26 protein-coding genes are annotated in these 23,236 nt (G+C 59.5%); 19 read left to right on the top strand and 7 right to left on the bottom strand.

The features are described from left to right. Positions 1 to 553 (top strand): cation:dicarboxylate symporter family transporter (locus PY650_RS10665; RefSeq protein WP_285879162.1); only part of this gene is annotated, 553 nt, incomplete at its 5' end. A gap of 83 nt (positions 554 to 636) precedes the next feature. Here PY650_RS10665 and PY650_RS10660 read toward each other — a convergent pair. Together PY650_RS10660 and PY650_RS10655 are read right to left on the bottom strand one after the other, a co-directional pair. After that, positions 637 to 1,566 (bottom strand): NADP-dependent oxidoreductase, encoded by a 930-nt coding sequence (locus PY650_RS10660; RefSeq protein ID WP_285879161.1) that lies wholly within the window; start codon positions 1,564 to 1,566, stop codon positions 637 to 639. Beyond that, positions 1,563 to 2,042: an ester cyclase gene (locus PY650_RS10655; protein ID WP_285879160.1), complete on the bottom strand. Its 480-nt coding sequence runs from the start codon at positions 2,040 to 2,042 to the stop codon at positions 1,563 to 1,565. The genes PY650_RS10660 and PY650_RS10655 overlap by 4 nt, the downstream gene beginning before the upstream one ends. Before the next feature lie 104 nt (positions 2,043 to 2,146). Here PY650_RS10655 and PY650_RS10650 point away from each other — a divergent pair, with 104 nt between their 5' ends. Both PY650_RS10650 and PY650_RS10645 read left to right on the top strand, forming a co-directional pair. Beyond that, the gene (locus PY650_RS10650; protein ID WP_285879159.1) at positions 2,147 to 3,046 is read left to right on the top strand and encodes a LysR substrate-binding domain-containing protein; all 900 of its coding nucleotides are present in this window, start codon (positions 2,147 to 2,149) and stop codon (positions 3,044 to 3,046) included. Between the two features lie 198 nt (positions 3,047 to 3,244). Then, on the top strand, positions 3,245 to 3,568 hold the full coding sequence (locus PY650_RS10645) for a hypothetical protein (RefSeq protein WP_285879158.1): 324 nt from the start codon (positions 3,245 to 3,247) through the stop codon (positions 3,566 to 3,568). A 338-nt stretch (positions 3,569 to 3,906) separates the two neighbouring features. Here PY650_RS10645 and PY650_RS10640 read toward each other — a convergent pair whose 3' ends face one another. The 4 genes from PY650_RS10640 to PY650_RS10625 all read right to left on the bottom strand — a co-directional run bounded on the left by PY650_RS10640 (position 3,907) and on the right by PY650_RS10625 (position 5,586). After that, positions 3,907 to 4,053, bottom strand: a complete 147-nt coding sequence (locus tag PY650_RS10640; RefSeq protein ID WP_285879157.1) for a hypothetical protein — start codon at positions 4,051 to 4,053, stop codon at positions 3,907 to 3,909. Between the two features lie 15 nt (positions 4,054 to 4,068). Continuing rightward, positions 4,069 to 4,359, bottom strand: coding sequence for a BON domain-containing protein (locus PY650_RS10635; protein ID WP_285879156.1), 291 nt, complete (start codon positions 4,357 to 4,359; stop codon positions 4,069 to 4,071). Positions 4,360 to 4,435: 76 nt separating this feature from the next. Continuing rightward, positions 4,436 to 4,792 carry a hypothetical protein gene (locus tag PY650_RS10630; RefSeq protein WP_285879155.1) on the bottom strand — a complete coding sequence of 119 codons (357 nt, stop codon included), beginning with the start codon at positions 4,790 to 4,792 and terminating at the stop codon, positions 4,436 to 4,438. Positions 4,793 to 4,860: 68 nt separating this feature from the next. Then, positions 4,861 to 5,586, bottom strand: coding sequence for an MgtC/SapB family protein (locus tag PY650_RS10625; RefSeq protein WP_285879154.1), 726 nt, complete (start codon positions 5,584 to 5,586; stop codon positions 4,861 to 4,863). Positions 5,587 to 5,746: 160 nt separating this feature from the next. On the opposite strand from PY650_RS10625, the gene PY650_RS10620 reads away from it, so the two are divergent. From PY650_RS10620 to PY650_RS10575, 10 genes are all read left to right on the top strand, one after another. Beyond that, positions 5,747 to 5,974: a hypothetical protein gene (locus PY650_RS10620; RefSeq protein WP_285879153.1), complete on the top strand. Its 228-nt coding sequence runs from the start codon at positions 5,747 to 5,749 to the stop codon at positions 5,972 to 5,974. Between the two features lie 174 nt (positions 5,975 to 6,148). After that, on the top strand, positions 6,149 to 6,583 hold the full coding sequence (locus PY650_RS10615; protein WP_285879152.1) for a CBS domain-containing protein: 435 nt from the start codon (positions 6,149 to 6,151) through the stop codon (positions 6,581 to 6,583). 35 nt (positions 6,584 to 6,618) lie between these two features. Next, the gene (locus PY650_RS10610; RefSeq protein WP_285879151.1) at positions 6,619 to 7,266 is read left to right on the top strand and encodes a protein-L-isoaspartate(D-aspartate) O-methyltransferase; all 648 of its coding nucleotides are present in this window, start codon (positions 6,619 to 6,621) and stop codon (positions 7,264 to 7,266) included. Positions 7,267 to 7,515: 249 nt separating this feature from the next. Further along, positions 7,516 to 8,529 carry a LacI family DNA-binding transcriptional regulator gene (locus PY650_RS10605; RefSeq protein ID WP_285879150.1) on the top strand — a complete coding sequence of 338 codons (1,014 nt, stop codon included), beginning with the start codon at positions 7,516 to 7,518 and terminating at the stop codon, positions 8,527 to 8,529. Positions 8,530 to 8,533: 4 nt separating this feature from the next. Then, entirely contained in the window at positions 8,534 to 9,067 is a 534-nt protein-coding gene (locus PY650_RS10600) for an NUDIX hydrolase (protein ID WP_285879149.1), read from the top strand. Between the two features lie 326 nt (positions 9,068 to 9,393). After that, positions 9,394 to 10,143 carry a GntR family transcriptional regulator gene (locus PY650_RS10595; protein ID WP_285879148.1) on the top strand — a complete coding sequence of 250 codons (750 nt, stop codon included), beginning with the start codon at positions 9,394 to 9,396 and terminating at the stop codon, positions 10,141 to 10,143. 68 nt (positions 10,144 to 10,211) lie between these two features. Next, positions 10,212 to 11,729 (top strand): putative N-acetylmannosamine-6-phosphate 2-epimerase, encoded by a 1,518-nt coding sequence (locus PY650_RS10590; protein WP_285879172.1) that lies wholly within the window; start codon positions 10,212 to 10,214, stop codon positions 11,727 to 11,729. A 54-nt stretch (positions 11,730 to 11,783) separates the two neighbouring features. Further along, positions 11,784 to 13,115: an ABC transporter substrate-binding protein gene (locus tag PY650_RS10585; RefSeq protein WP_285879147.1), complete on the top strand. Its 1,332-nt coding sequence runs from the start codon at positions 11,784 to 11,786 to the stop codon at positions 13,113 to 13,115. 54 nt (positions 13,116 to 13,169) lie between these two features. Beyond that, complete coding sequence (locus PY650_RS10580; RefSeq protein WP_285879146.1) at positions 13,170 to 14,036, top strand: carbohydrate ABC transporter permease; 867 nt, start codon at positions 13,170 to 13,172, stop codon at positions 14,034 to 14,036. A 51-nt stretch (positions 14,037 to 14,087) separates the two neighbouring features. Further along, the gene (locus tag PY650_RS10575; RefSeq protein WP_285879171.1) at positions 14,088 to 14,861 is read left to right on the top strand and encodes a carbohydrate ABC transporter permease; all 774 of its coding nucleotides are present in this window, start codon (positions 14,088 to 14,090) and stop codon (positions 14,859 to 14,861) included. 61 nt (positions 14,862 to 14,922) lie between these two features. Here the strand turns inward: PY650_RS10575 and PY650_RS10570 are convergent, their stop codons facing one another. Further along, the gene (locus PY650_RS10570) at positions 14,923 to 15,927 is read right to left on the bottom strand and encodes a LacI family DNA-binding transcriptional regulator (protein ID WP_285879145.1); all 1,005 of its coding nucleotides are present in this window, start codon (positions 15,925 to 15,927) and stop codon (positions 14,923 to 14,925) included. Positions 15,928 to 16,146: 219 nt separating this feature from the next. Here PY650_RS10570 and PY650_RS10565 point away from each other — a divergent pair, with 219 nt between their 5' ends. From PY650_RS10565 to cobG, 6 genes are all read left to right on the top strand, one after another. Further along, on the top strand, positions 16,147 to 17,286 hold the full coding sequence (locus tag PY650_RS10565) for a sugar ABC transporter substrate-binding protein (protein WP_285879144.1): 1,140 nt from the start codon (positions 16,147 to 16,149) through the stop codon (positions 17,284 to 17,286). An 82-nt stretch (positions 17,287 to 17,368) separates the two neighbouring features. Further along, positions 17,369 to 18,907 (top strand): sugar ABC transporter ATP-binding protein, encoded by a 1,539-nt coding sequence (locus PY650_RS10560; RefSeq protein ID WP_285879143.1) that lies wholly within the window; start codon positions 17,369 to 17,371, stop codon positions 18,905 to 18,907. Continuing rightward, a complete protein-coding gene (locus tag PY650_RS10555; protein ID WP_285879142.1) occupies positions 18,904 to 19,899 on the top strand; it encodes an ABC transporter permease in 996 nt (331 codons plus the stop codon). The genes PY650_RS10560 and PY650_RS10555 overlap by 4 nt, the downstream gene beginning before the upstream one ends. Next, positions 19,896 to 20,879 carry an ABC transporter permease gene (locus PY650_RS10550; RefSeq protein WP_285879141.1) on the top strand — a complete coding sequence of 328 codons (984 nt, stop codon included), beginning with the start codon at positions 19,896 to 19,898 and terminating at the stop codon, positions 20,877 to 20,879. The genes PY650_RS10555 and PY650_RS10550 overlap by 4 nt, the downstream gene beginning before the upstream one ends. A 90-nt stretch (positions 20,880 to 20,969) precedes the next feature. Further along, a complete protein-coding gene (cobF, locus tag PY650_RS10545; RefSeq protein ID WP_285879140.1) occupies positions 20,970 to 21,746 on the top strand; it encodes a precorrin-6A synthase (deacetylating) in 777 nt (258 codons plus the stop codon). 76 nt (positions 21,747 to 21,822) lie between these two features. Next, on the top strand, positions 21,823 to 23,235 hold the full coding sequence (gene cobG / locus PY650_RS10540) for a precorrin-3B synthase (RefSeq protein WP_285879138.1): 1,413 nt from the start codon (positions 21,823 to 21,825) through the stop codon (positions 23,233 to 23,235). Position 23,236: the final 1 nt, after the last annotated feature.

Genomic DNA, 23,236 nt, shown 5'->3' with positions numbered 1-23,236 from the left:
GATCCTGGCGTTGATCCGGTATATCAAGGAGGAACTGCTGCTGGTGCTCGGCACGTCGTCTTCGGAAGCCGCGTTGCCGGGCCTGATGAACAAGATGGAGCGCGCCGGCTGCAAACGCTCCGTCGTCGGTCTCGTCATTCCGACGGGCTATTCCTTCAACCTCGACGGCACCAATATCTACATGACGTTGGCAGCGCTCTTCATCGCCCAGGCAACCGATACGCCGCTGACGTTCGGCGACCAGATCCTGTTGCTGCTGGTGGCAATGCTGAGCTCGAAGGGGGCTGCTGGCATCACCGGCGCCGGTTTCATTACGCTCGCCGCCACGCTTTCCGTCGTCCCTTCGGTTCCGATTGCTGGCATGGCGCTGATCCTCGGTATCGACCGCTTCATGTCGGAATGCCGCGCGCTGACCAACCTCGTCGGCAACGCGGTGGCGACCGTCGTGGTCGCGCGCTGGGAAAATGAGCTTGATCGGTCGAAATTTTCCGCTGCCATGGCCGGGCAAATGACCAGCGACCTCGGCACGCCCGCGCTGCAACCTGCCGAATAACGGCGCCACCCTTATCTTTGGAAAATGAAAAAAAGGGCCTCCCTCTCAGCGGAGGCCCTTTTCAATTCTTTAGTTCCGCGCCTTCACCCGATCGCCAGCAGCACCTTGCCGCGTGATCGCTGCGAAGCGACGCGCTGAAGGGCAGCTTGCATGTCGGCAAAGTCAAACACCTGATCCCTGACCACCCTCAACGATCCGGCGTCGCATAATCCGGAGATCGATCCGAGACGTGTCGCATCGGTCTGGTGGAAGACGAATGCGCCGCTCACCCCGTGCGCGACGGCGAGAATCTCGTCGGGTGGCGAGACGATACTGACGAGCATTCCGCCGGGACGCAGGATGGAGAAGGACCGCTGCTGCGTTTCACCACCGATCGTGTCCAGCACGATATCGACGTCGTCCAGATCGGCGGCAAAGTCTTGCGTTCGGTAGTCGACCGCGCGCAACGCCCCAAGCTCGCGGACGAGATCGGCATTGGCAGCAGAGGCAGTCGCGATGACGCGCGCGCCGGCGACCCTCGCAAGCTGGACGGCAAAACTCCCGACGCCGCCGGCGGCGGTGTGGATGAACACAGTCTGCCCCCGCTCGAGATGGGCGGTCTCGAAAAGGGCCTGCCAAGCCGTAGCCGCCGCGGTGGGCAGGCCGGCTGCCGTTTCGAGCGAAAGACTCGTCGGGGCAGCGGCTACCTGGCTTACCGGAACGGCGGCGAATTCGGCGAAAGCGCCGCCGCGTGTTGGGGCGGGGCGGGCGATCACCCTGTCGCCGGGACGCCAACGGGCCGCAAGCGGGCCGGCCTGTTCGACCGTCCCCGCGAGATCGGTTCCCGGGATATATGGAAAGGTAAGTGGGAAATAAGCAGCGGCATGGCCCGTGATGAGCTTCAGATCGAGCGGATTGACGCCTGCCGCAGCTACCCGGATGAGGACTTCATCCGGGCCGACGTCTGGCACCGGAATATCCTCGGCCACCACGCTCGCGATATCGCCATAGGTATGAAGGCGCATCGCTTTCATAGCGCGCCCTCGGCAGTGCCGCCCATTGCTGGAGGCCAAGCGCCGACCTGCTGCAGCATCCAGAACCAGTCTTCCAAATGCCAGGTGTGGGTGATCCGGCCGTTTTCGAGATGATGGAATTCGTGCAGCGGAATGCTGACGGTCTTGTTGGTCGGTGCGATGCCGAACCATTCGCCCTTGTGCGTGCCGGTGATGAGCGCGCGTACGCCGGCTCGGCCGGGCGCGCCGATGATTTCCTTGATGGTGATCTTCATATCCGGAAAGGCAGCGATGAAGGCGCCGATAATGGGCTTCAGCCCAGCCGGACCGGGTCCCTGGCCAGGCGCCAGCGGGATATCTTGCCAGTCCGACGTGACCGCCTCATCCAAGAGGTCGGGGTTTTTGTCGCTGAAGGAGCGATAAAGGGTCTCGATAGACTTCCGCTCGGCCGCGGTCAGCCCCGTGGCGGGGAAAGCATGTTCTGTTTGGTTGCTCATGATGTCTTGATCCTGTTCGATCGGCGGGAAGGCCGCCGAACAAAATCTAAGAGCCGTCGCATCATGATTGAAATCGATAGTTCATATGTGGCATCATCCACCCCATGGATTTGCATGGTATCGACTTGAACCTTCTCGTCGCCTTCGACGCCTTGATGGCGGAACGGAATGTCACGCGAGCGGGCGCCCGGATCGGGCGGACACAGCCGGCCATGAGTGCGGCTCTAGCCCGCCTGCGGGCGCTTCTGCGCGATGAGCTATTTGTGCGCGGCCCGAAGGGGCTGCAGCCGACGCCACGGGCACTCGACCTCGCCGAGCCGCTTTCCCATGCGCTGGCGCATATTCAGCGGACATTGGAATTCACGCAGGAATTTGTTCCGTCGGCCTCGGCTGCGACCTTGACGCTCGGGCTTTCCGAACATCCAAGCCATGTCCTGCTGCCGCGTTTAATTGCGGCACTCGGCCGGCAGGCACCCGACATCAGCCTGCGGTTGCGCGAATTTACCGCGCGAGACGATGCGATCGCGATGCTGGACGCCGGCGAAATCGATGTCGCCGTCGGCGTCCCGCCGACAGCGACCGGACGGATATTGACGCGGCCTATCTTCCAAGAAAGCTTCGTCTGTATCCTCAGAAAGGATCATCCAGCCGCTTTGGGTCCATTGACACTCGACCGATTCCTGACGCTCTCGCACCTCCTGGTTTCCCCGGAAAACGAACGGTTCGGTCATGTCGATGCGGAGCTCGCAAAAAGCGGCCTCAAGCGCAAGCTCGGATTGACGTTGCCGCAAATGTACATGGCTCCCGTTCTTGTCGCTTGTTCCGACATGATTGCGACTGTGATGACAGGCGTCGTCGAGGCTTCGGGCAGGGGGCAAGAGCTCGTCGTTCTGCCCCCGCCTCTGCATCTTGCGCCAATACCCTTCGTGCTTTCCTGGCATCGGCGCAACGATGCGCATCCGGCCCAGCGGTGGTTTCGTGACTTCATCGCCACGTTGAAGTGAGATCGTCGCGTTGAACTCGGCTGGAACATCGATGGCCACCGGGCGTTAGCCAAAAGAGCTGCAAGCCGTGCCAAACGGACATGATGGTGCTGAAGAACATGGAGATTTTTCCGTTTTCTCTCCGTGGCCGACGAAATGGCAGGCGAGCTTCCGATCCATCCGGTCTGCAGCTCCGCACTCTCAACGATGGAGAACGGCATGGACGAGAACCTGAAGCTTTATCGACTGGTTCCAATCGCAGCCGCCGCCGATCCCAATTGGCTGGGCGCGAAATCACATGGGGAAGTGCTGGTCGCAGCCCGCACCCCTGGGGACGCCCGCATTGTCGCAGCCGAACGCGAGCTGGACTTCATGGACATCGACGCTGCACCGGCGGAAGACAAGACGACCGTCATGGCGAGCGTTTTCCGCAACGAAAAACTCTATACGGTTATCGAGGTAGGCAATGGCAGGACACATCACCAGCGTGGTGTCGTCAGCGGCAGGATCGGTGTCGACACCATCATCTCCACGCAAATCTGAAACATCGTGCCGGTCAAGTGGGCGGCTACTCTTTGCGGCATTGATGGTGGCGATGGCCGGAGCCGTATCTGCGCAACAAATGCCAACCAGTGACCCTTGTGCGGCAACGGGTACCAACAGCCAGGCCGAAGGTGGGAAAACTGCGCCACGTTCTCCGGATAGCACCGGCCAAAAACTTGCTGATTGCGGCGGTGTCCTAAAACCGCCGGCGACCGGTGACAATGCAATGGAAAAGCCGGCGCCGCGTGATGGTAAGACACCGGTGATACCGCCCAGCAACGAGCTGGACACCCAAGAAAACAACAGGCCGCAAGGCAAGTGAAGGCGTCGAGACGCTCCTATGGCTTGGGTTCGGGTTGCTGGATGGTCTTCTGAGCGACCGTGGAGTCCTTGCTATTGATTCCAGTCACATACGGCTTGATGACGACGAGGCTGAGAACCGAGGCCACCATCAATGCCAGTATGATGATCAGCAATGCGCGCATCTGCGTCTTCGCTTCCTATCGCGGCCTGCGGATGCAGAGATTGCTGTCATGACCGCTGATGCCGCTCACTTGGCGGGAATGTGTTTCGGCCCGTCGCTTGGATTCGTCGCTTTCGACCGATCCTTCGATGAGAACGCGACCGCTGCTGACCGAAACGAAGATGCTGGCGTGATCCAGCAGTGGGTCTTCCTTCAATCTCTCCCGAATCTCCGCGAGGATCTCTGCATCGGGCCGCCACTGCGTTTCGGAGAGCTTGAACGGGTTTCTCTTAGCCTCAGCGTTATGTTCTTTGTGCCGGCGTTGCATGACCGCCTCCCTTCGTTGGCTCATGAAGCGCAACAAGGAAAACGCCATAAGGTTCCATGTCTGCGTTCGGCCCCACTTATCGCCCCGTCAGAACTCCGCGCAGCAAAAAGCCGGCGATCCCGCCGATTGCCAGCACCGTGGCATTGCGCATCGTGTGATGCTCTCGCGGTCGCGAAGCCCTCACGGCCTCTGCGATCCGGCCGGCGGCAGCGTCCAAGGCTTTCATGCGCTGACTTTCACAATCCTTGGTATCGGCCGACCGCGAATCGTCGGTGCCCGGCTCGTAATAGGCATATTTCGCTTCTCGTGTGTCGGCGCCCGACCCGTCAATGTCTGCGGAACCGCCAGCCGCCTGATCGAGCGCTTGTCGGGTGCGTATATCGGCCTTGCCGGCGCGGGCTTTCCTCGGTTCCATCTGTCTCATTTTGACCATGACATCCTCCTGTCTTTCAAAGGCAAACCGTCGCCGGCCAAGAATGTTCCGAGGCAGCCAACCCATGGTCAGTTCGTCGTTGTCAACATCTCGAAAGACACGACCTTGTAGTGCTCTTCGATAGAAGCGAGCAGTTCCTGCGCGCCGCCACTGGCACCGGCGTGCTTCCATCGCACTTGATAGGAGGCAAGGATCGCCGCATCGGGCTCTTTTATCGACTTGCCGATGAAACAAAAGGAATATCCGAGCGGATCAAATGCTGCTTGGATCTTGGCGATATCGGCGCTCTGGGCATGCTCGATCACCACGTGTGCCTTTTGTCGATGCGATATCAGCTCGTCGAGCCATTTGAAGGGCGACAGCACGATAAACGCCGCCACGGCTGCAGCGGACCCAACGACCGCCTGGCCACCACCGATACAAAGGCCAATCGCCGTCATGATCCAGAGCGTTGCGGCTGTCGTCACGCCGGTGACCAGATCCCCGCGCTTGAGAATGGCGCCGCCACCGATAAAGCCGACTCCTGTCAAAACGCCGAGCGGAAAGCGCAGGATGTCCATTGAGACAAATGACTGGGGTGATTTGCCCGTCACGGAGAGCAGCAGGTTGGCCTGGATCATGGCCAGGCATGCCGCCAACCCGACCAGGATCGTCGTCCGAAACCCGGCGGCATGTCCGCCGGCCTCGCGATTGAGCCCAATCAGCCCGCCGGCGGCAATGACCAGTAGGAGGCGCGTCGCAATCTCCATCCATGTCGGGGTCAAGGGCATGGTCTCGATCATCGTGCTTGGCATCGCAGCCTCCTCCCGTTCGTTTCTTGGCCGCTTTCGAATGCCGGAACAAAGCTGGAGGGATTTCGTTCCGTTCCCAAGGAGGTGAAAGGGCTCTTGCGATAGCCCGCCTGTCATTTCAGGAGCCGCCATTTCAGGAGCCCGCCATTTCGGGAGAATGCGCATGACCATAACTGCAAAAGATATCGTCTCCGTTCTCGGCCCCATCGACGAGACCCTGATGGCGGACGTCTTCGCAACCGGGGCAACACTCGGGGAGCTCGCGGAAGCCTGGGCCTGGGTCAACAATGACGAGGCGCTGATTGGTGAGGGTAGGACGCTGCCAAGCGGCAGGGTGGCTGAGCTTGTCGAACTGCTTTCGCCCCGTGAAAACGACGAATTCGAGATGTAATTTCGAATATCCGCGAGGCGGCTGGAACTGATCGACGCTTCGCTTGTTGTTGTAGCGGGCTCTCAGAAGAGGGCCGCGACCAGTGGGGAGCCGGGCGCCGCCCGATCTAAGGTCGCTAAAGGATGTGTCCTGCGGTTAAAGCCCGGACACCGGCGTCCGATCATGGAGGAACCAATGAAAGTTCGAGACGCCATGACGCACGATGTGCGCATCACCAATCCCGACGAGACGATCCTAGAGGCCGCAAAGACGATGGCGGATCTTGATGCCGGTATCCTGCCGGTCGGCGACCATGATCGTTTGGTCGGCATGATCACCGATCGTGATATCGCCATCCGCGGCATCGCCAGGGGCAGGGGCCCGGACGCGAAGGTCCGCGATGTTATGACATCGGAAGTCAAATATTGCTTCGACGATCAGGAGATCGATGAGGTCTGCCGTAACATGGGCAATATCAAGGTTCGGCGTCTGCCCGTGCTGGATCATAGCAAGCGGCTGGTCGGTATCCTGTCGCTCGGTGACATCGCTGTCGCCCAAGGCAATGGTGCAGCCAGCGAAGCGTTGAAGAGCATTTCGCGCCACGGTGGCGAACATAGCCAAACGACGTGAACCTGGGAATGTTTCGGTCGTGGAGACAGCCGACGATGCACGGACGTCTTCGCATGGTAGAAAAGCAGATCGCCGGGCGCGGCATTCGCGATCCGGCGATACTAGACGCCATGCGCCGAGTGCCACGGGAAATGTTTGTCGAGAAGGGCTTCGAGATGTTTGCCTATAACGACTGCCCACTGCCGATAGGCCATGGGCAGACGATCTCGCAGCCCTACATGGTCGCGCTGATGGTCGAGGCGGCTGAAGTCAAGTCCACCGACAAGGTTCTCGAAATCGGCGCCGGGCTCGGCTATGCGGCTGCCATCCTCAGCCGCATAGCCGCTCATGTCATCGCCGTGGAGCGCCACGCCTCTCTGGCGGCGGGAGCGGCCGAACGACTGTATCGTCTCGGCTATGACAATGTCGATTTGCGTTGCGGAGACGGTTCGAGGGGATGGCCGGAAGCGACGCCCTTCGACGCCATCCTGGTCTCCGCCGCTGCCCCGGAGGTGCCTCGGGTCCTGAAAGAGCAGCTGGCGATCGGCGGCAGGCTGATCATCCCGGTGGGGCCGGAGGAGAGCAGGCAGACGCTTCTGAAAATCCTGCGAAAAGGCCCGGATGATTTTGCGACCCAAAATCTCGGCGCCGTAATTTTCGTGCCGCTGATCAGCGAGCGGGGCGGAACCGAAGACTATCGTTGATCAGATCGCTTCACCCGCAACACCAAAACGCCGAGATCAAACTTGGTCCGCGTGACTGAGCGTCGCGCCAAACACGCATTCGTCTCCTGCCTTGCTCGTCCCGCAAACCTTGCAAGCGCGTGCAAATGCCGCACAGCCCAACCGCACCCATCAACAGCCTTTTTCATAAAACTGTCACTGCGGCGGCTCACATGATAGTGCAAGCAATTGCATCATTAGGTGGAGTCGCCGGCGAGCAGGGAGAATGGCGTGTCGCAGAAAGTGTTCGTGAGCGCACAGGAAGTGGCTGATCGCGCCGGGGTCTCCCGCTCGGCCGTGTCGCGCGCGTTCACGCCGGGGGCGAGCGTGTCGCCCGAGACGCGACGGAAGGTGCTGGAGGTAGCGGACGCACTTGGCTATCACGTCAATCACCTCGCTCGCGGGCTGATGCGCAACGAAAGCGGCATCGTCTGCCTGATCGTGTCCGATTTGGCCTCGCCTCATCGCTCCGGCTTGATCAAGGTGCTGACGCAGGAATTACAACACAGCGGCAAGATTGCCATGCTCGTCAACACCGATCTTTCGGACGGCAGTGTCGACCTGGCGCTGCGCCAAGCGATCCGTTACCGCGCCGACGCCTCGATCATCCTCTCGGGAATGCCGGACAAGTCCATCACGCAGCTCTGCCTGAAGAGCGGTCAGCGCCTAATATTGATCAATCGCGACGACGAGCAGGATGGACCCTTCCGGATCAATCTCGACGACGAAGAGGCGGCCGGTCGCATCCTGACCGCCTTCCTTCGCGCCGGCTGCCGCAAGCTGGCCTTTGCCAATTCGCAAGCTGGCACGCCAAGCCTCATGGCACGGGAGAGCGGCTTCGTTGCCGCGGCGAGGGCGCAGGGCCTTGATGTTGTCGTCGAGCGCTATGGCTGGACCAGCTATGAAAGCGGCAGGGTTCTTGCGCAGCGGCTTCTCACCCGGAGCCAGCGGCCGGATGCCGTCTTTTGCGCCACCGACCTGCTTGCCTGCGGTTTTATGGATGCTGCCCGCCACCAGTTTTCCATCTCTGTTCCCCAACAGCTCTGCGTCGCCGGTTTCGACGACATCGAGCATGCCTCCTGGGCATCCTATCAGCTGACGACCTTTGCCCAGCCACTCACCACTATCGCTCGGGAGGCCGTTTCCTGGCTCGAAAGTGGGCCGGTCGCAAACCCGGAAGGACGGGCGTCCGCCATCCGCCTTCATGCCGATCTCGTTTGGCGCGGCACAATCAGGGGTGGCTGACGACATGGCACCTTCGATCCAGTCGCGGACGAAATCCATCGGAGGATCGGACAGGTTTCTGTCCGATCTCGCCCTCCATGCCGCAGCATTGTTTCACGGTCCCGCATACGAACAATATGCGGCGATCTGTTACCGCAGACACCCCGAACTCGATATGCTGGAAGTGCTTGTCGTCACCAGCCGCCAAAGCGGGCGCTGGATTATTCCGAAGGGCTGGCCGATAAAGGGGAAAAAGCCGCACGAAGTTGCCGCGATAGAGGCTTTCGAGGAAGCCGGTGTGCGCGGCAAGATCAAGAAGAAGCCGTTTGGCTATTTCACCTACCTCAAACAACTTGACGACGGAAACCGCGTTCCCTGCGTCGTCCAACTGCACCTTCTTGAAGTCGAAAAGATCTGCGAGAACTATCCGGAAAGGGGGCAGCGCAGTATCGATTGGGTCTCCTTCACCGAAGCTGCCAGCCGTGTGCGCGAACCCGAACTCAAGGGCCTTTTCCTGATTGCCGAGCGCAAACTCAGGCGGACAAAGGCGAAGAAGTAGCGTTCGCTACACCGGCCCATGAACGCTGCTTTTCGATCCCTGATGATCTGCGACAGGGCGACCGCCTCGCGCCGTTCGGCCAAATATTCCAGGATGTCGAGGGTACGACCGGCGCTCTTTACCTCGGAGTTCATATAGGTGAACGACACCCCGTTATTGATCAATTGATTGGCTAGTAACAGTTTTGCCTGGAAAAATGACCGGCAAGAGCGGCGCAATGCGACAGTTCTATCGGTGCGCAATTGCCCTTTCACTTTAATACCAGTATAGGTCCAGATAGGTCTTCGGAAAAATATGATCTGTCGAAACTTGAGACGGGAGCGCGCATGACGACGGATGGGTTGATCGAACTCGTCAGCAGGGAACTGGAAGCAACGGCACTAGGCCTGCCGCTCTACAAGCGGCTGAAGGCGGCGATCGAAACTGCGATCCTGTCGAACGTGTTGAAGGCTGGCGCGGTCTTGCCCGGGGAACGCGTTCTGGCCGATACGTTGCAGCTCTCTCGTGTGACCGTGCGCAAGGCGTTGGCGCTGCTCGAGGAGGAAGGCTTTCTCAACCGCCGCCATGGCTTCAAGACGGAAGTTGGGTCGCGCGTCGAAAAATCCTTGGCGACGCTGACAAGTTTTTCCGAAGACATCATCGCCCGCGGGCTTGTTCCGGGATGTGTTTGGCTTTCCAAACAAATAAGCCGGCCTTCTCCAACCGAGATGATGGCTTTGGGTGTTGCCGGAAACAGCAATGTCGTGCGCATGAAGCGTATCCGGACTGCCGATGGCGTACCGATCGCCGTCGAGATTTCGGCGGTACCGGTTCGCTTCCTGCCCTCGGCAGAGATGGTCAAGGACTCGCTCTATGACGCCCTGGAGGCACGCGGATTCCTACCGCAACGGGCCATTCAGAGAATGCGGTCGCGTGCGGCATCCGCAGAGGATGCGCAGCATCTTCATTGCGACCCGGGGGCCCCGCTGCTGATGACCGAGCGCCGCTGCTTCCTTGCCGACGGACAGATCGTCGAATATTGCGAGAGCCGCTATAAAGGCGATGTCTATGACTTCGTCTTCGAACTGCAGCGATGATACCAGTCATAAACTGGTTGTAATCTGGTATTTTCCGATTATCGTGGCGCGGAAATGGAGTGCCACGATTGCAGCGCGACGACATCCAGAACAGCCTCATCGTTTCCTGCCAGCCGGTTCCCGATGGGCCGATGGATGCGGCAGATTTCGTCATCGGATTTGCAAGAGCCGCCGTTGATGCCGGAGCAAGGGCTTTGCGGATCGAATCCGTTGCCTATGTGAAGGCCGTTCGTGCGGCCGTCTCTGTCCCGATCATCGGCATCGTCAAGCGTGATCTCGAAGAAAGTCCGGTACGCATTACCCCGTTTGTGGCGGACGCCGAGGCGCTCGCGGATGCGGGTGCTGATATCGTTGCCTTCGACGCCACGGACCGAGTTCGTCCAGCCTCCATCGAGGCATTGGTGAAGGTGGTGGCGGCGAAGGGCAAGCTGACCATGGCCGATTGTTCGAGCCTTGAGGATGCACGCCACGCCTTGGCGGCGGGTGTCGATTTCGTCGGCACGACTCTTTCCGGCTATGTCGGCGGCCCTGAGCCCGTCGATCCCAATCTCAGTCTCATCGCCGAGATGCGGCAGCTCACGCCCTATGTGATTGCCGAGGGCCGCATCCGCACGACGGAGCAAGCCGCCGCAGCGGTAAAGGCCGGCGCCTTCGCCGTCGTCGTCGGCTCGGCGATTACCCGCACCGAACATGTGACCTCATGGTTTCATGAGGCGGTGGCGAAAGCCTATGATGCCAAAAGCCCTGGAACCGTCCTTGCCATTGACATCGGCGGCACGAAGACCATGGCCGCGCTCGTCAGGGGCAGCGACGTTCTCGACGAGATAACTGTTGCGACCGCGCGGGAAGAAGGCCCCGACGCATGGCTTGCAGCCATCGCCGACAGGGTCGGGATATGGAAGGATCGTTATTCCCGTGTCGGCATCGCGGTGACCGGCTTCGTTCAGGACGGCCGATGGTCGGCGCTCAATCCGGCGACGCTTGCCATCCCCGACCAGTATCCGATTATCGAAAAGGCTCTGGCTGTCTTCGGCAAACCGGTCTTTGCGGCCAATGACGCGCAAGCCGCCGCCTGGGGAGAATACAGCTTCGGTGCCGGAAACGGCGGCGACGTGGTGTTTCTTACCATCTCCACGGGCATCGGCGGCGGGATCGTCATCAATGGTCGTCCGCTTGCCGGCCTTGCCGGTCATTTCGGGCTGATCCGCGGCCCATCAGAAGGGAGTTTTCCGCTGGAAGACCAGACATCGGGCCGGTGGATCGCCTCGGAAGCTCTCAAAGCCGGGCACAAGGCAACCGCCGCCGAGGTTTTCGACCTTGCGGAAAAAGGTGCGCCCTGGGCCAAGGCGATCGTTTCGCAATCGGTGCTCCGGGCCGCCACGCTCTGCCGCGATATTCAGATGATGCTCGATCCGGACCAGATCGTCGTCGGCGGCGGCATCGGGCTTGCAAAGGGCTATCTAGACCAGATGCGAAAGGAGCTTGCCGGCATAGACAGCCGCCTGAGGCCCGTTCTCGTTCCCGCAAAGCTCGGTAGCCGCGCCGGGATCATTGGGGTGGCAAGTCTTGCTGCCGAACAAGGCTGACAATTGTAAAAGGCATACACTCAGACCCAACAATAAAAGAGAGAGGGAACTGCGATGAAATTAAGAGGCACGTTTGTCCCGGCCTTTGCACTGCTTCTTGCAAGCGTCGCCATGCCGGGCACATCGAATGCGACCGTGACGGTTCTCGGCTGGCCGGGCGGTTCGGAGGAAACCGCGCTTCGCGCTACCGTGGAAGCCTATAACGCCAGACCCGGCATTACCGATGCCGACAAGGTCGAACTGTTGTTCTTCAACCGTGAGGGCTTCTACGACAAGCTCCAGGCCGACATGGCCGCAGGCTCGAACGCCTTCGACATCAACCTTGTCGCGACCTATTCGATCGGCCGCTACGCGCCTTACATGGAGCCGATCGATCTCGGCAGCGGCGCCGCAAAGACGTTCGGCGAATCCGTGCTGAAGACCATGCAGTTCGACGGCAAGCAATATGGTGTGCCGACTGATCTGTCGCTGCACTTCATGTACTACCGCAAGGATCTGATCGACGCCCTGATGAAGGACGACGCGGCCAAGGCGAAATATGCCGAAATCTCCAAGACGTATCTCGGCAAGGAATTGCAGCCCAAGGATCCCGATAGCTGGACCTGGGACGACTGGGCCGCAACGGCGCTCTATTTCTCGAAACAGGTCAATTCGGCAAGTCCGGTGCGGTATGGCACGGTGCTGCAAATGAAGAACCTGCTCTTCAACATGATGGTGTTCCAGTCGCTGCCGCGCTCTTATGGCGCGGATTGGACTGACAAGGACGGCAATGTCACGATCGATTCCGATGCCTACAAGACCGGATTGGAGCTCTATAAGAAGCTCTACGACGCCGGCGCATCGCCGAAGGATTCTCTGAGTTACGAATATCCGGAAACCAATGCGGCCTATAGTTCCGGCCAGGCGGCCACCGCGCTTCAGTGGAATGCAGCGGCCGCTGATTTGACCAGTGCCGACAAGTCTCCGGCGGTTGCCGAAGTCACCGGCATCGTAGCACCGCCAGCCGGCCCCAAGGGCCGTGCCGACCACATCCACGGTCTTGGCCTTGGTCTTAACAAAAACGCCAAAAACAAGGACGGCGCGGTGAAGTTCCTGAAGTGGCTGGCGACGGAAGATGCGGCTCTGCTTTATGCCCGCAGCGGTGGCTCGCCGGCGCTTGCGCCCGACGTGGTGGCGAAGGTTGCCAAAGAGCGGCCGGATCTCGTCAAGCTTGGGGAGTTTGCCAGCAAGTACGGCTATGTGATGAATGGCGCGACCTCTGCCAACGCGCTCTCCATCTACGAGCTGCAGGCCAAGGAGTTTACCGGCTACTGGTCCGGGCAGCAAAGCCTTGACGACGCGCTTGCTCACACCAAAGCTGGCATGCAGGGTCTGTTGAAAAAGTAACATCAGCCGGACGCCCGTGTTTATCGCGGCGTCCGTCCCATCCGGCGGATCGAAATGGCTATCGTAGAACGTGCTGAGGGAAGAGCCTATCTCACGCCGCTCGTGGGATTCCTGCTCCTGTTCCTCGGCTTTCCCGCAATTATCAATCTCGTCTATTCGGTATCGACCGTCAGCTTCCAGACGCTGCGAAGCCCGAGTCTTAGTGGGTTCGGCAACTATCTGAGCGTGCTTACCGATCATGGTTTCTGGCAGGCGATCTCCTTTTCCATGCGGTTTGGGATTTTGACCGCGCTGATCGAATGCCTGCTCGGCCTTTTTCTGGCGATCTTTCTAGCCCCACTTCTTTCCAAGCGCTCGGCGCTGATGGCGCCGCTGATGCTGCCCTTGATGGTGGCGCCTGCCATGATTGGCTTGATGTATCGCCTCGTGTTGCATGAGTTTGCCGGCCCCGTGCCCTACTATCTCTTCGAGTGGTTCGGCGACAGTCCGGCCTTTCTGGATATCAATCATGCCTTCTGGACATTGACGGTCGTTGAGACGCTCCAGTGGACGCCATTTTCCTTTCTGCTGTTCTACATGGCCTATGTCGCGGTGCCGCTCGATGTGCGCGAAGCGGCCGCGCTCGATGGGGCGTCGGCGCTTAAAACGCTTTGGTGGATCGAGCTGCCGCTGATGCTGCCGACATTGGTGATCGCTTTCTTCATTCGCTTCATCGATGGCTTTCGCGTGTTCGACAATGTCTATGCGCTGACTGGCAGCGGGGCGGGCGGCTCGACGACGTCGCTGTCGATCTACATCTATCAAGCTTTCTTCAAAGAAGGCGCGATCGGCAAGGCGGTTGCGGCATCCGTCATCCTTTTCCTCGCATCGCTCGCCGTTCTCTACGGCCTCAACTGGCTTGCCGGCCGCAGGAGAATATGAGTGGTTATCAGCAGCCTGCGCTGGATCGTCTTCGCCGTTGCCGCCATCGCGATGAACTTTCCGATCATCGTGACGCTTGTCACATCGTTCAAGAGCGCGCGCGAACTCTCCGTCAATCCCGGCCTATGGGTGGATCAGCCCACACTCGAGAACTACCTGCGCGTTCTGACGCAGACGGATCGTTTCAACATCTATTCGTATCTGTGGAACAGCACTGTCGCCTCGTTGATTGGCACGGGGCTTGCCATTCTTCTGGCTTTTCCGGCCGCCTATGCGATCGCACGAAGCGAGGCGGGCAAACAGACCCTATTGCCGATCGTCGTCAATTTGCGCGCGGTGCCGTTGATCATTTTCGCGATACCGCTCTACATGATGTATCAATGGCTTGGTCTGCTCGACACCCGGCTCGGCCTCGGCCTGATCCTCACCATCGTCAACACGCCGCTGGCGCTTGTCATTCTCGTCAACGCAATTTCCGACGTGCCGCTGGAGCTGGACGAGGCCGCAAGGGTGGATGGTGCGAACTCCTTTCGGATCATGATTAGCATTATCAGGCCCATCGTACGCCCGGCGCTGGTGACGACCTTCATCTTCGGCTTTATCACCGCGTGGAACGAGTTCCTCTTCGGTCTGATGCTGACGACGAGCAGGGCAGTGCCGATGACGGTCGGCGCGTCATTCTTCTTCGCGGCAAGCGGCGGCGGCGTTCAATGGGGCACAGCCTCCGCGGTGATGATGCTCGGCGCGCTGCCCCCGGTTTTTCTCGGTCTCTTGATGTATCGCCAGATTTCGGGGTCGATGACCGCCGGGGCGATAAAGGGATAGAGACAATCAAGCTCAGGCCTCCATGGGCGCACCACAAGCGGCGTAAAATGGCCTATGTCCTTCATACACTGGTGCTTTCGCGGGGCAGCAGCGCAAATCCAAGATCTGTCCGCTCTGCATCGGGCTTCGCGCCTGCTTCCAATGCCGCGAGAACCTTCTGCGCCGCAAGCTTTCCGGTTTCGTAGCGTCGCGTTGCAATCGAGGAAAGCGATGGCGAGACGCAGGCGGCGAATTCGAGATCGTGAAAGCCGATGATCGAAATGTCGTTCGGCATCCGGATGCCGCGCTTGCGGCATTCCTGCATAGCGCCGAGAGCCAGATTGTCGTCGGTGCAGAATATGGCTTCGGGAACATTCCCGCATTCGTGCGCGGCGGCGAAGAGTTCCGATCCCAGCGCAACCGAACTGTGGCGCGGCTTCTCGGCAATGATTTCCGAGCTTGGCATGTCAGCTTCTCGCATCGCTCTGTGATATCCGTCGAAGCGCGATTGCGCGCGATGATCGAGATTGCCCGTCAGAAACGCTATCCGACGAAAGCCGCGCTGGATAAGGTGGCGGGTGGCCACGTAGCCGGCATGTTCCTGCGACATTCCGATATTGAGATTGATTGGAGCGTCGGACAGCTCGAAGGTTTCGACGACCGGCAGGTTTGCGTGACTGAGGAGCTGCCTGGAAAGTGCCGTATGGTGAATACCGGCGATGATTATTGCCTCGACCCTTTGTCCGAGCAGTGCTTTGATAGCGTTTTCCTCCTCGATCTCGGAGTAGCGGCTGTTGACGACCAACACCTGGAAACCGGCGTTGATCAGCACCTCGTGTAGCGCAAAAAGGTATTCGGCAAAGATGACGTTATAGAGGGTTGGCACGATGACGCCGATCGTATGCGTGCGCGACGAGGCGAGCCTGCTCGCTGCAACATTCGGCACATAGCCGAGTTCGTTTACCGCTGCATGGACACGCAGGCGCAATCCTTCCGAGACTGCTCCGGGCTTCCTCAGAACGCGGGATACAGTGATAGGGCTCACGCCAGCCAGGTTTGCCACATCATCCAATGTTATTCGGCGCATAAGTAACGTTTCAGTCGTTGTTGCTTTCGGTTTCCGAGAGACAAAGAATATCTATAGATACTCCATAGTTGACAGCGCTAGCAATTCTAATTTGACAGCGCTGTCAACTATGTTAGGCTTCGAAAAATTCGGAAAGGATGGGATGGAGCCATTCCGAATGCAATCATGCCGATCATAGATAGAAGGGGCGGGCTAGTCCGCCCGAGGAGGAGGACTTCTATGCTGAAAGCTATCAAAGCAAGATCCGCCCGGATCGCTGTGTTGTCCGTACCGCTTATGACGCTACTCGCCGGCGCGGCTTACGCGGAACCAAAAGTCGTGTCCGGGCCCGCGGGTGATCCGAAATGCATGACGCCTTGGGCGGCCGACACAGTGTTTCTTCAATATCCCCAAAAGAAGGGGCCCTATCGGATAGCACTGGCCAACGGCTATATCGCCAATACCTGGCGCATCCAGATGGTACAAACGGCGAAGGCCTATGCGGCACAACCTGATGTCGCTGCCAAGCTGAAGGAATTCAAGGTCGTATCGACCGGTGAAGATGTCCCTGCCCAGATATCGGCAATCAACAATTTCATCGACGCGGGCTACGATGCGATCGTCGTGGACGCGCAAAACCCGACCGCCTTCGGCCCGGTCATCAAACGCGCCAAGGATGCCGGCGTCGTCCTGGTGGCCTTTGATAACACGCTCGATACGAAAGACGCCATCAACGTCAATGTCGATCAAAAGGGTCTCGGCGTCATCTGGGGCGATTGGCTCGTGAAGCACCTGCCAAATGGCGGCAAGGTTCTCGAGGTACGTGGCGTTGCCGGCACCTCTGTCGATACGGATCGCCATAACGGCATCAAGGAGACGCTGAGTGCGTCCGGCAAGAAATTCAATGTGACGGAAGTTGTCGGCAAATGGGATGACGGCGTCGCGCAGAAGGCGACTGCAGACGCGATCGCGACCAATGGTCCCTTCGACGGTATCACCGCGCAGGGTGGTGATACCGGTGTCGTGCAGGCGATGATGGATGCCAAGCATCCCTTCGTGCCCTTCGGCGGCGAGACGGAAAACGGCTTTCGCAAGCTTTGCGCCGCACATGCTGGCGATGGCCTGAAATGCGCATCCGCGGGAACAGGACCGGCTCAGGTTGCCGTTGCGATCAAGACAGCGATCGCCGCTCTGGAAGGTCAGGTCGTACCCCAGGCAGTGAAGCTGCCGACGGCTCTCGTCTCCGATCCGGATTTCAAGGAAGGCCAGGATTTTTATCCCAAGCAGTCCGACAACTTCTTTGTCGGCAATTCCTTCCCGACCTGCGGTATCAATTTCACGGCGCAGGAAATCATGGGGCAGACAAAGGAAAATCAATAATCGCCTTTGATTGCGACGCTTGACTGCGGACCTTCGTGTCCGCAGTCTTGTTCTTGCGGGCACCCGATGGGAGGTTGGGCGCGTGAACCTATCCGAACCGTTTTTCCGGATGGAAGGCATATCCAAGCGCTACGGCGGGGTCGTCGCGTTGAGAGAGGCTGATATCGCCATTCGGCCGGGAGCCATCCACGCCGTTCTCGGCGAAAATGGTGCCGGCAAATCGACCCTTATAAAGATCATGGCGGGTGTCGTCGCAGCCGACGAAGGCCGGATGTTGCTCGACGGCAAGGAGGTGTCGTTCGCGACGCCTGCTGCGGCCAATAGCGCCGGAATCGTCTGTGTCTTCCAGGAACTGTCGCTCATTCCGGATCTGTCCGTGGCAGACAATATCGTCATCAGTAATCCGCCGTTGCGGTTCGGGATGATCGACCGCCGCAGGCAGAGATTGATCGCTGAAGAAGCTCTGGCGCGCGCCGGCGCCTCCGATATCCATCCTTCCTCTCTGGTCAAGGACCTGCCGCTTTCGCGACGCCAGATGGTCGAGATTGCCAAGGCGCTTGCCCGTAAACCGAAGATTATGATTCTCGACGAAGCAACCTCGGCGCTGACGCAACCCGATGTCGAAAAGGTGTTCAGCGTGCTGAAACGGCTACGCTCCGAGGGCATGGCGCTGATCTACATTTCGCATCGCATGCACGAGATTGCCCAACTGGCGGATGAGTGCACCGTCTTTCGCAATGGACGCAGCATCGAATCCTATCCAGCCGGGACGAAAAGCGATCAGCAGGTGGTCGAGCTGATGATCGGACGTGAATATACCAGCGTATTTCCGCCGAAGCATACCCCGGAAGTGGGGCTCGCCCCGATCCTGTCGTGTCGAGGCCTATCCTGGGGTAACCGGCTCTCCGGCATAAGCTTCGATGTCAGGCCAGGCGAAATCGTCGGTCTCGGCGGACTGGACGGGCAGGGGCAACGTGAACTGCTGCTGTCGCTGTTCGGCGTGCTGCGCGATGTCAGGGGTGATGTGCAGATTGCTGGCCGAAGCGTGACGATGAAAAGTCCGAAACAGGCAAAATCCGCCGAGATGTCGATCGCGCTGATCCCTGAAGACCGCAAAACCGAAGGGCTGATGCTGCCGATGACCGTGCGTGAAAATCTTTCGATTGCAGCACTCGACAGCGTCGCCAAAAGAGGCGTGATCGACCGCGCCGCAGAGGCTGAGCGGATCGACGAGCTCCTCAAGCTTTTGGCGATCAAGGCAGCGACGATCGACATGCCGGTCGGAGCCCTCTCCGGTGGCAATCAGCAAAAGGTCGTCATTGCCAAGTGGCTGATGAACCGGCCGAAGATCGTTTTGTTGAATGACCCGACGCGAGGCATCGATGTCGGCACCAAACAGGAAATCTACGTCCTTCTCCGCGAGCTTGCGCAAGCCGGCGTCGCGCTCATCTTCTATTCCACCGACTACGACGAGCTGATCGGCTGCTGTGACCGGGTGCTGGTAATGTACGACGGCAGGATCGTCCGCGTGTTGGAAGGTTCCGATATCAATGAACGGGAATTGATTGGCAGTGCGCTAAACATCGGCGCACAGCTTAAAGAACAGAAGGTCGGCCAATGAAAGACATAGCTCACGCAGAGTGGCGCTTCTGGTATGCGCAACACAAGGGGGCGCTGCTGGCAGCAGTGCTCTTTGTGGTCATGTTCGCTATCTATGTCTCGAACCACCCGGCTGGGTTTACTCCGAATGTGGTGCAGACCGCCTCGAACAAGGCGGCGTTGCTTGCTTTCGTGGCGATGGCGCAATGCTTTGTGGTCATCACCGCGGGTATCGATCTGTCTGTCGGTATGATCCTCATCCTGTCAAATTGTCTCGCCTCGTGGCTTGTCGTCGGAACGCCGTTTCAGACCGCTTTGGGGGTGATCGCCGTTTTATTGACGGGTCTTGCCTGCGGCATGCTGAACGGGCTGATCATCATCTTCGGGCGATTGCAGCCGATCGTCACCACGATCGCGACCAGCGCAATCTTCTTCGGGTTTGCCCTGGTGCTGCGTCCGACGCCTGGTGGCGCGGTGAACGAGACGCTGGCGGATGCCTTCACCTCCAAGCTTTTCGGTGTAGTCCCGGCAAGTTTGGTCGTCCTCGCGGCGGCCCTCCTGATCTTCTGGATCCCCTTCAGCAGGTCGATTCTGGGCCGCGCCGCCTATGCAGCCGGATCCGCCGAAAACGCCGCCTACATGTCCGGCATGCCGATCAAGCGTGCGAAATTCGCAGCCTACGCGCTGGCGGGGCTGATGTCGGCGATCGGCGGGCTCTATCTGACCTTCTTTTCCTATACTGGCGAAGCCGCGTTCGCGAGCGGCAATGCCTATACGCTTTATTCGATCGCGGCCGTGGTGCTTGGCGGCGTTTCGCTGGCGGGTGGGAAGGGTGGCGCTGTCGGGGCCGTCTTTGGCGCTCTGGCTTTTCGAACGATCGGTGATCTGCTGTTCGTGTTCGATCTTGATCCTCTCTGGCAACCCTTGTTCCAAGGCATCGTGCTGATGCTGGCGATCAGCATAGGCAGCATGGGTTTGGCGCGGGTTCGCAATCGTCTGGAGTGGTTTCAATGAGCGAGGATGCATCCCTCATGCGGCGGTCCGGCATACCCGCGCGCCTGCGCCGTGTCGATCCGGCGGTGGCAATCGCCTTCGGCTGCATCCTGTTGCTGCTTCTCGGCGGCTCCATCTACTCGTCGAATTTCCTGTCGCCGGACTATCTGCTGCAACAATTGAAGGTCGCCTCGTTTCTCGGCGTCATCGCGACTGGCATGATGATGGTCATTCTCATCGGGCAGATCGACCTCTCCGTACCCTGGGTCGTCGCCGCCGGAGCGATGATGGCTTGCGCCGCAACCGCCTACGGCAGTTTCGGATCGTTCTTCGCCATTCCGTTCGGGATCTTCTGCGGTGCGGTCATCGGCGCGGTTAACGGCCTTGCGGTCGCCTATCTGCGCATCCCGTCGATGATCATCACACTTGCCACGAACGCGGTCGTGCAGGGGTTGATGGTTGTCTACACCGGAGGCTTCGCGCCGCAGGATTCCGCGTCTCCGGCGATGCGTTTTCTCGCGACCGGCTATGTGATCCCCCCAATCCCGAATGGTGTGCTCGTCTGGCTGCTTGTCGGTATTCTCGCCGTTTTCCTGCTCGTCAGGACCACATTCGGCCGTTCGCTATATGCGATCGGCAACCGGGAGAGAGCTGCCTATATGTCGGGGATCGACACGCGCCGCATCACCTTGCTGGCCTTCGTCATTTCCGGCGCGCTCAGCGCCCTCGGCGGAGTGCTGTTGGCCGGCTATGCGTCCAAGGCATCGCAATCGATGGGAGACGCCTATCTTTTGCCCTCGATCGCGGCCGTCGTTCTCGGTGGAACCCATGTGCTCGGCGGCAAAGGGTCCTATCTCGGAACCGTCGCGGGCGTCATCCTGATCACCCTTCTCCAATCCATCCTGTCCGTCATGCAGATTGAAGAAGCCGGACGGCAGCTCATCTATGGCGTCGTCATTATCTGCATGCTGCTGCTCTACGGGCGACAAAAGCTGAGTTAGAGATACCTCGCTTAGACCTGTACCGAGCACTTCAGCACTTGAAATGACCTCCTGCTTGCGGCAAACAGCCGCAAGAACGAGGGCATGGAAATGAGGCACATCTTTATTGTCGGCATCGGAACGGGAAATCCCGAGCACCTGACCGTGCAGGCGATCAACGCGCTGAACAAGGTGGATGTGATCTTCATCCCCAGCAAAGGCGCGGCCAAGGCCGAGCTTGCCGATGTGCGCAAAGATATCTGCCAGCGCTATGTTACGAACAAGGCTGTCCGTTTCGTCGACTATGCCGTGCCGGTGCGCCAGACAGCCGAGCGCAGCTACGTTCAAAGCGTCGATGACTGGCATGCGCAAATTTCGTCGACTTATGAGCAGCTGTTTGAGGATCATATGACGGAAGGGCGAAGTGCTGCATTCCTGGTCTGGGGCGATCCCAGTCTCTACGACAGCACGATCCGCATCGTCGAGCGGGTCAAGGCACGGGATCGCGTAGACCTCGACTACAGCGTCATCCCCGGAATCACCAGCATCCAGGCTTTGACCGCGAGCCACCGCATTCCGCTCAACCTCGTCGGAAAGCCGGTGCAGGTCACCACCGGCCGCCGGCTTTCCGAGAGCTTTCCGGCTATGGTTGAAACCGCTGTCGTCATGCTCGACGGCGAGCTGGCTTTCAAAAGGATCGATGATCCCGAGGCCTATATTTATTGGGGCGCCTATCTCGGTACCGAGGATGAGATCACCATCGCCGGTCGGCTCGCCGATGTCTCTGACCGTATCGTGGCGACCCGGGCGGCAGCGCGGGCCAAACATGGCTGGATCATGGACATCTATCTGTTGCGCAAAGGCTCAGACTTCGACGATCAGGCATGAGGCGTTATGCCCCCGCCAAATTGTTTGCCCGTCGATTGGGATTGTGTAAGGACATGTCCTTCGGAAGGATGGTCTTATGGGAACAAGCGATAGGCAAATGATCGAAGGGCGCGATATCACCTCGCGGATGGACGTCGACGCTATTGCCTGCGCCCCAGATACGGTATCGATTGCCCGCGGTGCGTGCCCGTCGCTCAGCGCCCCGATGATCACCGGTGACGGGCTGCTCGTGAGGCTGCGTCCAACGACGCCGGGTCTGACGATCCGGCAATTCCGAGCACTTGCTGAGGCGGCAGACAGACATGGTAACGGGTTGATCGAAATCACGGCGCGCGGCAATCTCCAATTGCGCGGCATGACGGCGCAAAGCGTTGGCGGCCTGGCAGCGGACATCGAACGTGCTGGCATAGACCCTGAAAGCGGCGTTACGATCGAGATCCCGCCGCTCAACGGGTTGGACCCGCTGGAAATCGCCGATGCCCGGGAACTGGCCACACGGCTTCGTCAGCAGATTGCCGCGCTCGATCCTCAGCCGGCACTGGCGCCCAAGCTGACTATCATCATCGAAACCGGCGGGCGGCTGAATCTGGATGCGATATCTGCCGATATTCGGTTGAGAGCGACAAGAACCCCCGATGGTTCGACCATATGGGTTCTTGCCATAGGCGGCACGGCAGAAACGGCCAAGGTTCTCGCCTCTCTCTCTGCCGAACAATCCATACCGGCCATTATTGGGCTTCTGAAAACGCTTGCGCGTATCGGGCCGCGCGCACGGGGCCGCAATCTCGACTTAGACAGCCTCAGAACGGAGTTTCAGTCGCCGGACGTCGGTGCCCTTTGCATAACCGAACAGCATGTTTCGCCGATCGGCATCCATGTTCTCGGCGGCGATCGTCTGGCGCTCGGCCTGCGCCCCTGCTTCGGTCAAATTCACGCGAAGGACATTCTGAGCTTTCTCGCCGTCAGTGAGGCTGCCGGAGCAACCGAAATCCGCACCGCTCCGGAACATGCCATTTTGGTGCTGGGTCTTGATGCCTTGTCAGCCGAAGATATTCGATTGGCCGCTGCCGGATGTGGTTTTCGCACGAACGCGAATGATCCGCTCAACCACATAGACGTCTGTTCCGGAGCAGGGGCCTGCGCTTCCGCTTTCTACGCAACGAAATCCGTCGCGACGGATCTTGCCGGCACGGCCCCTGAACTGCTTGACGGCTCGCTCACCATTCATCTGTCCGGCTGTCGCAAGGGCTGTGCCCGGCCAGACGCGGCCGCTCTCACCATCGTCGGTGCGCCAATGGGCTATGGCATTGTCGTAAATGGGTCCGCATCCAGTGCGCCAGTGGCCTACATCGGAAAAGATGAGCTAAAATCCGCGCTGACACAGATGAGCAGGCTGGTGCGGAATAACAAAGTTGCTGGCGAATCGGCCGAGGAGTGTCTTACACGGCTCGGAACCAATGCGATCGTTACAGCGCTACGACAGGGGTAGG

It is taken from the genome of Martinezella calliandrae, from assembly GCF_030272695.1.
In the GTDB taxonomy this organism is placed as follows: Bacteria; Pseudomonadota; Alphaproteobacteria; order Rhizobiales; family Rhizobiaceae; genus Rhizobium; species Rhizobium calliandrae.
Note: the sequence above shows the minus strand (reverse complement) of the source record. Positions and strands in the feature narration are given on the sequence as shown.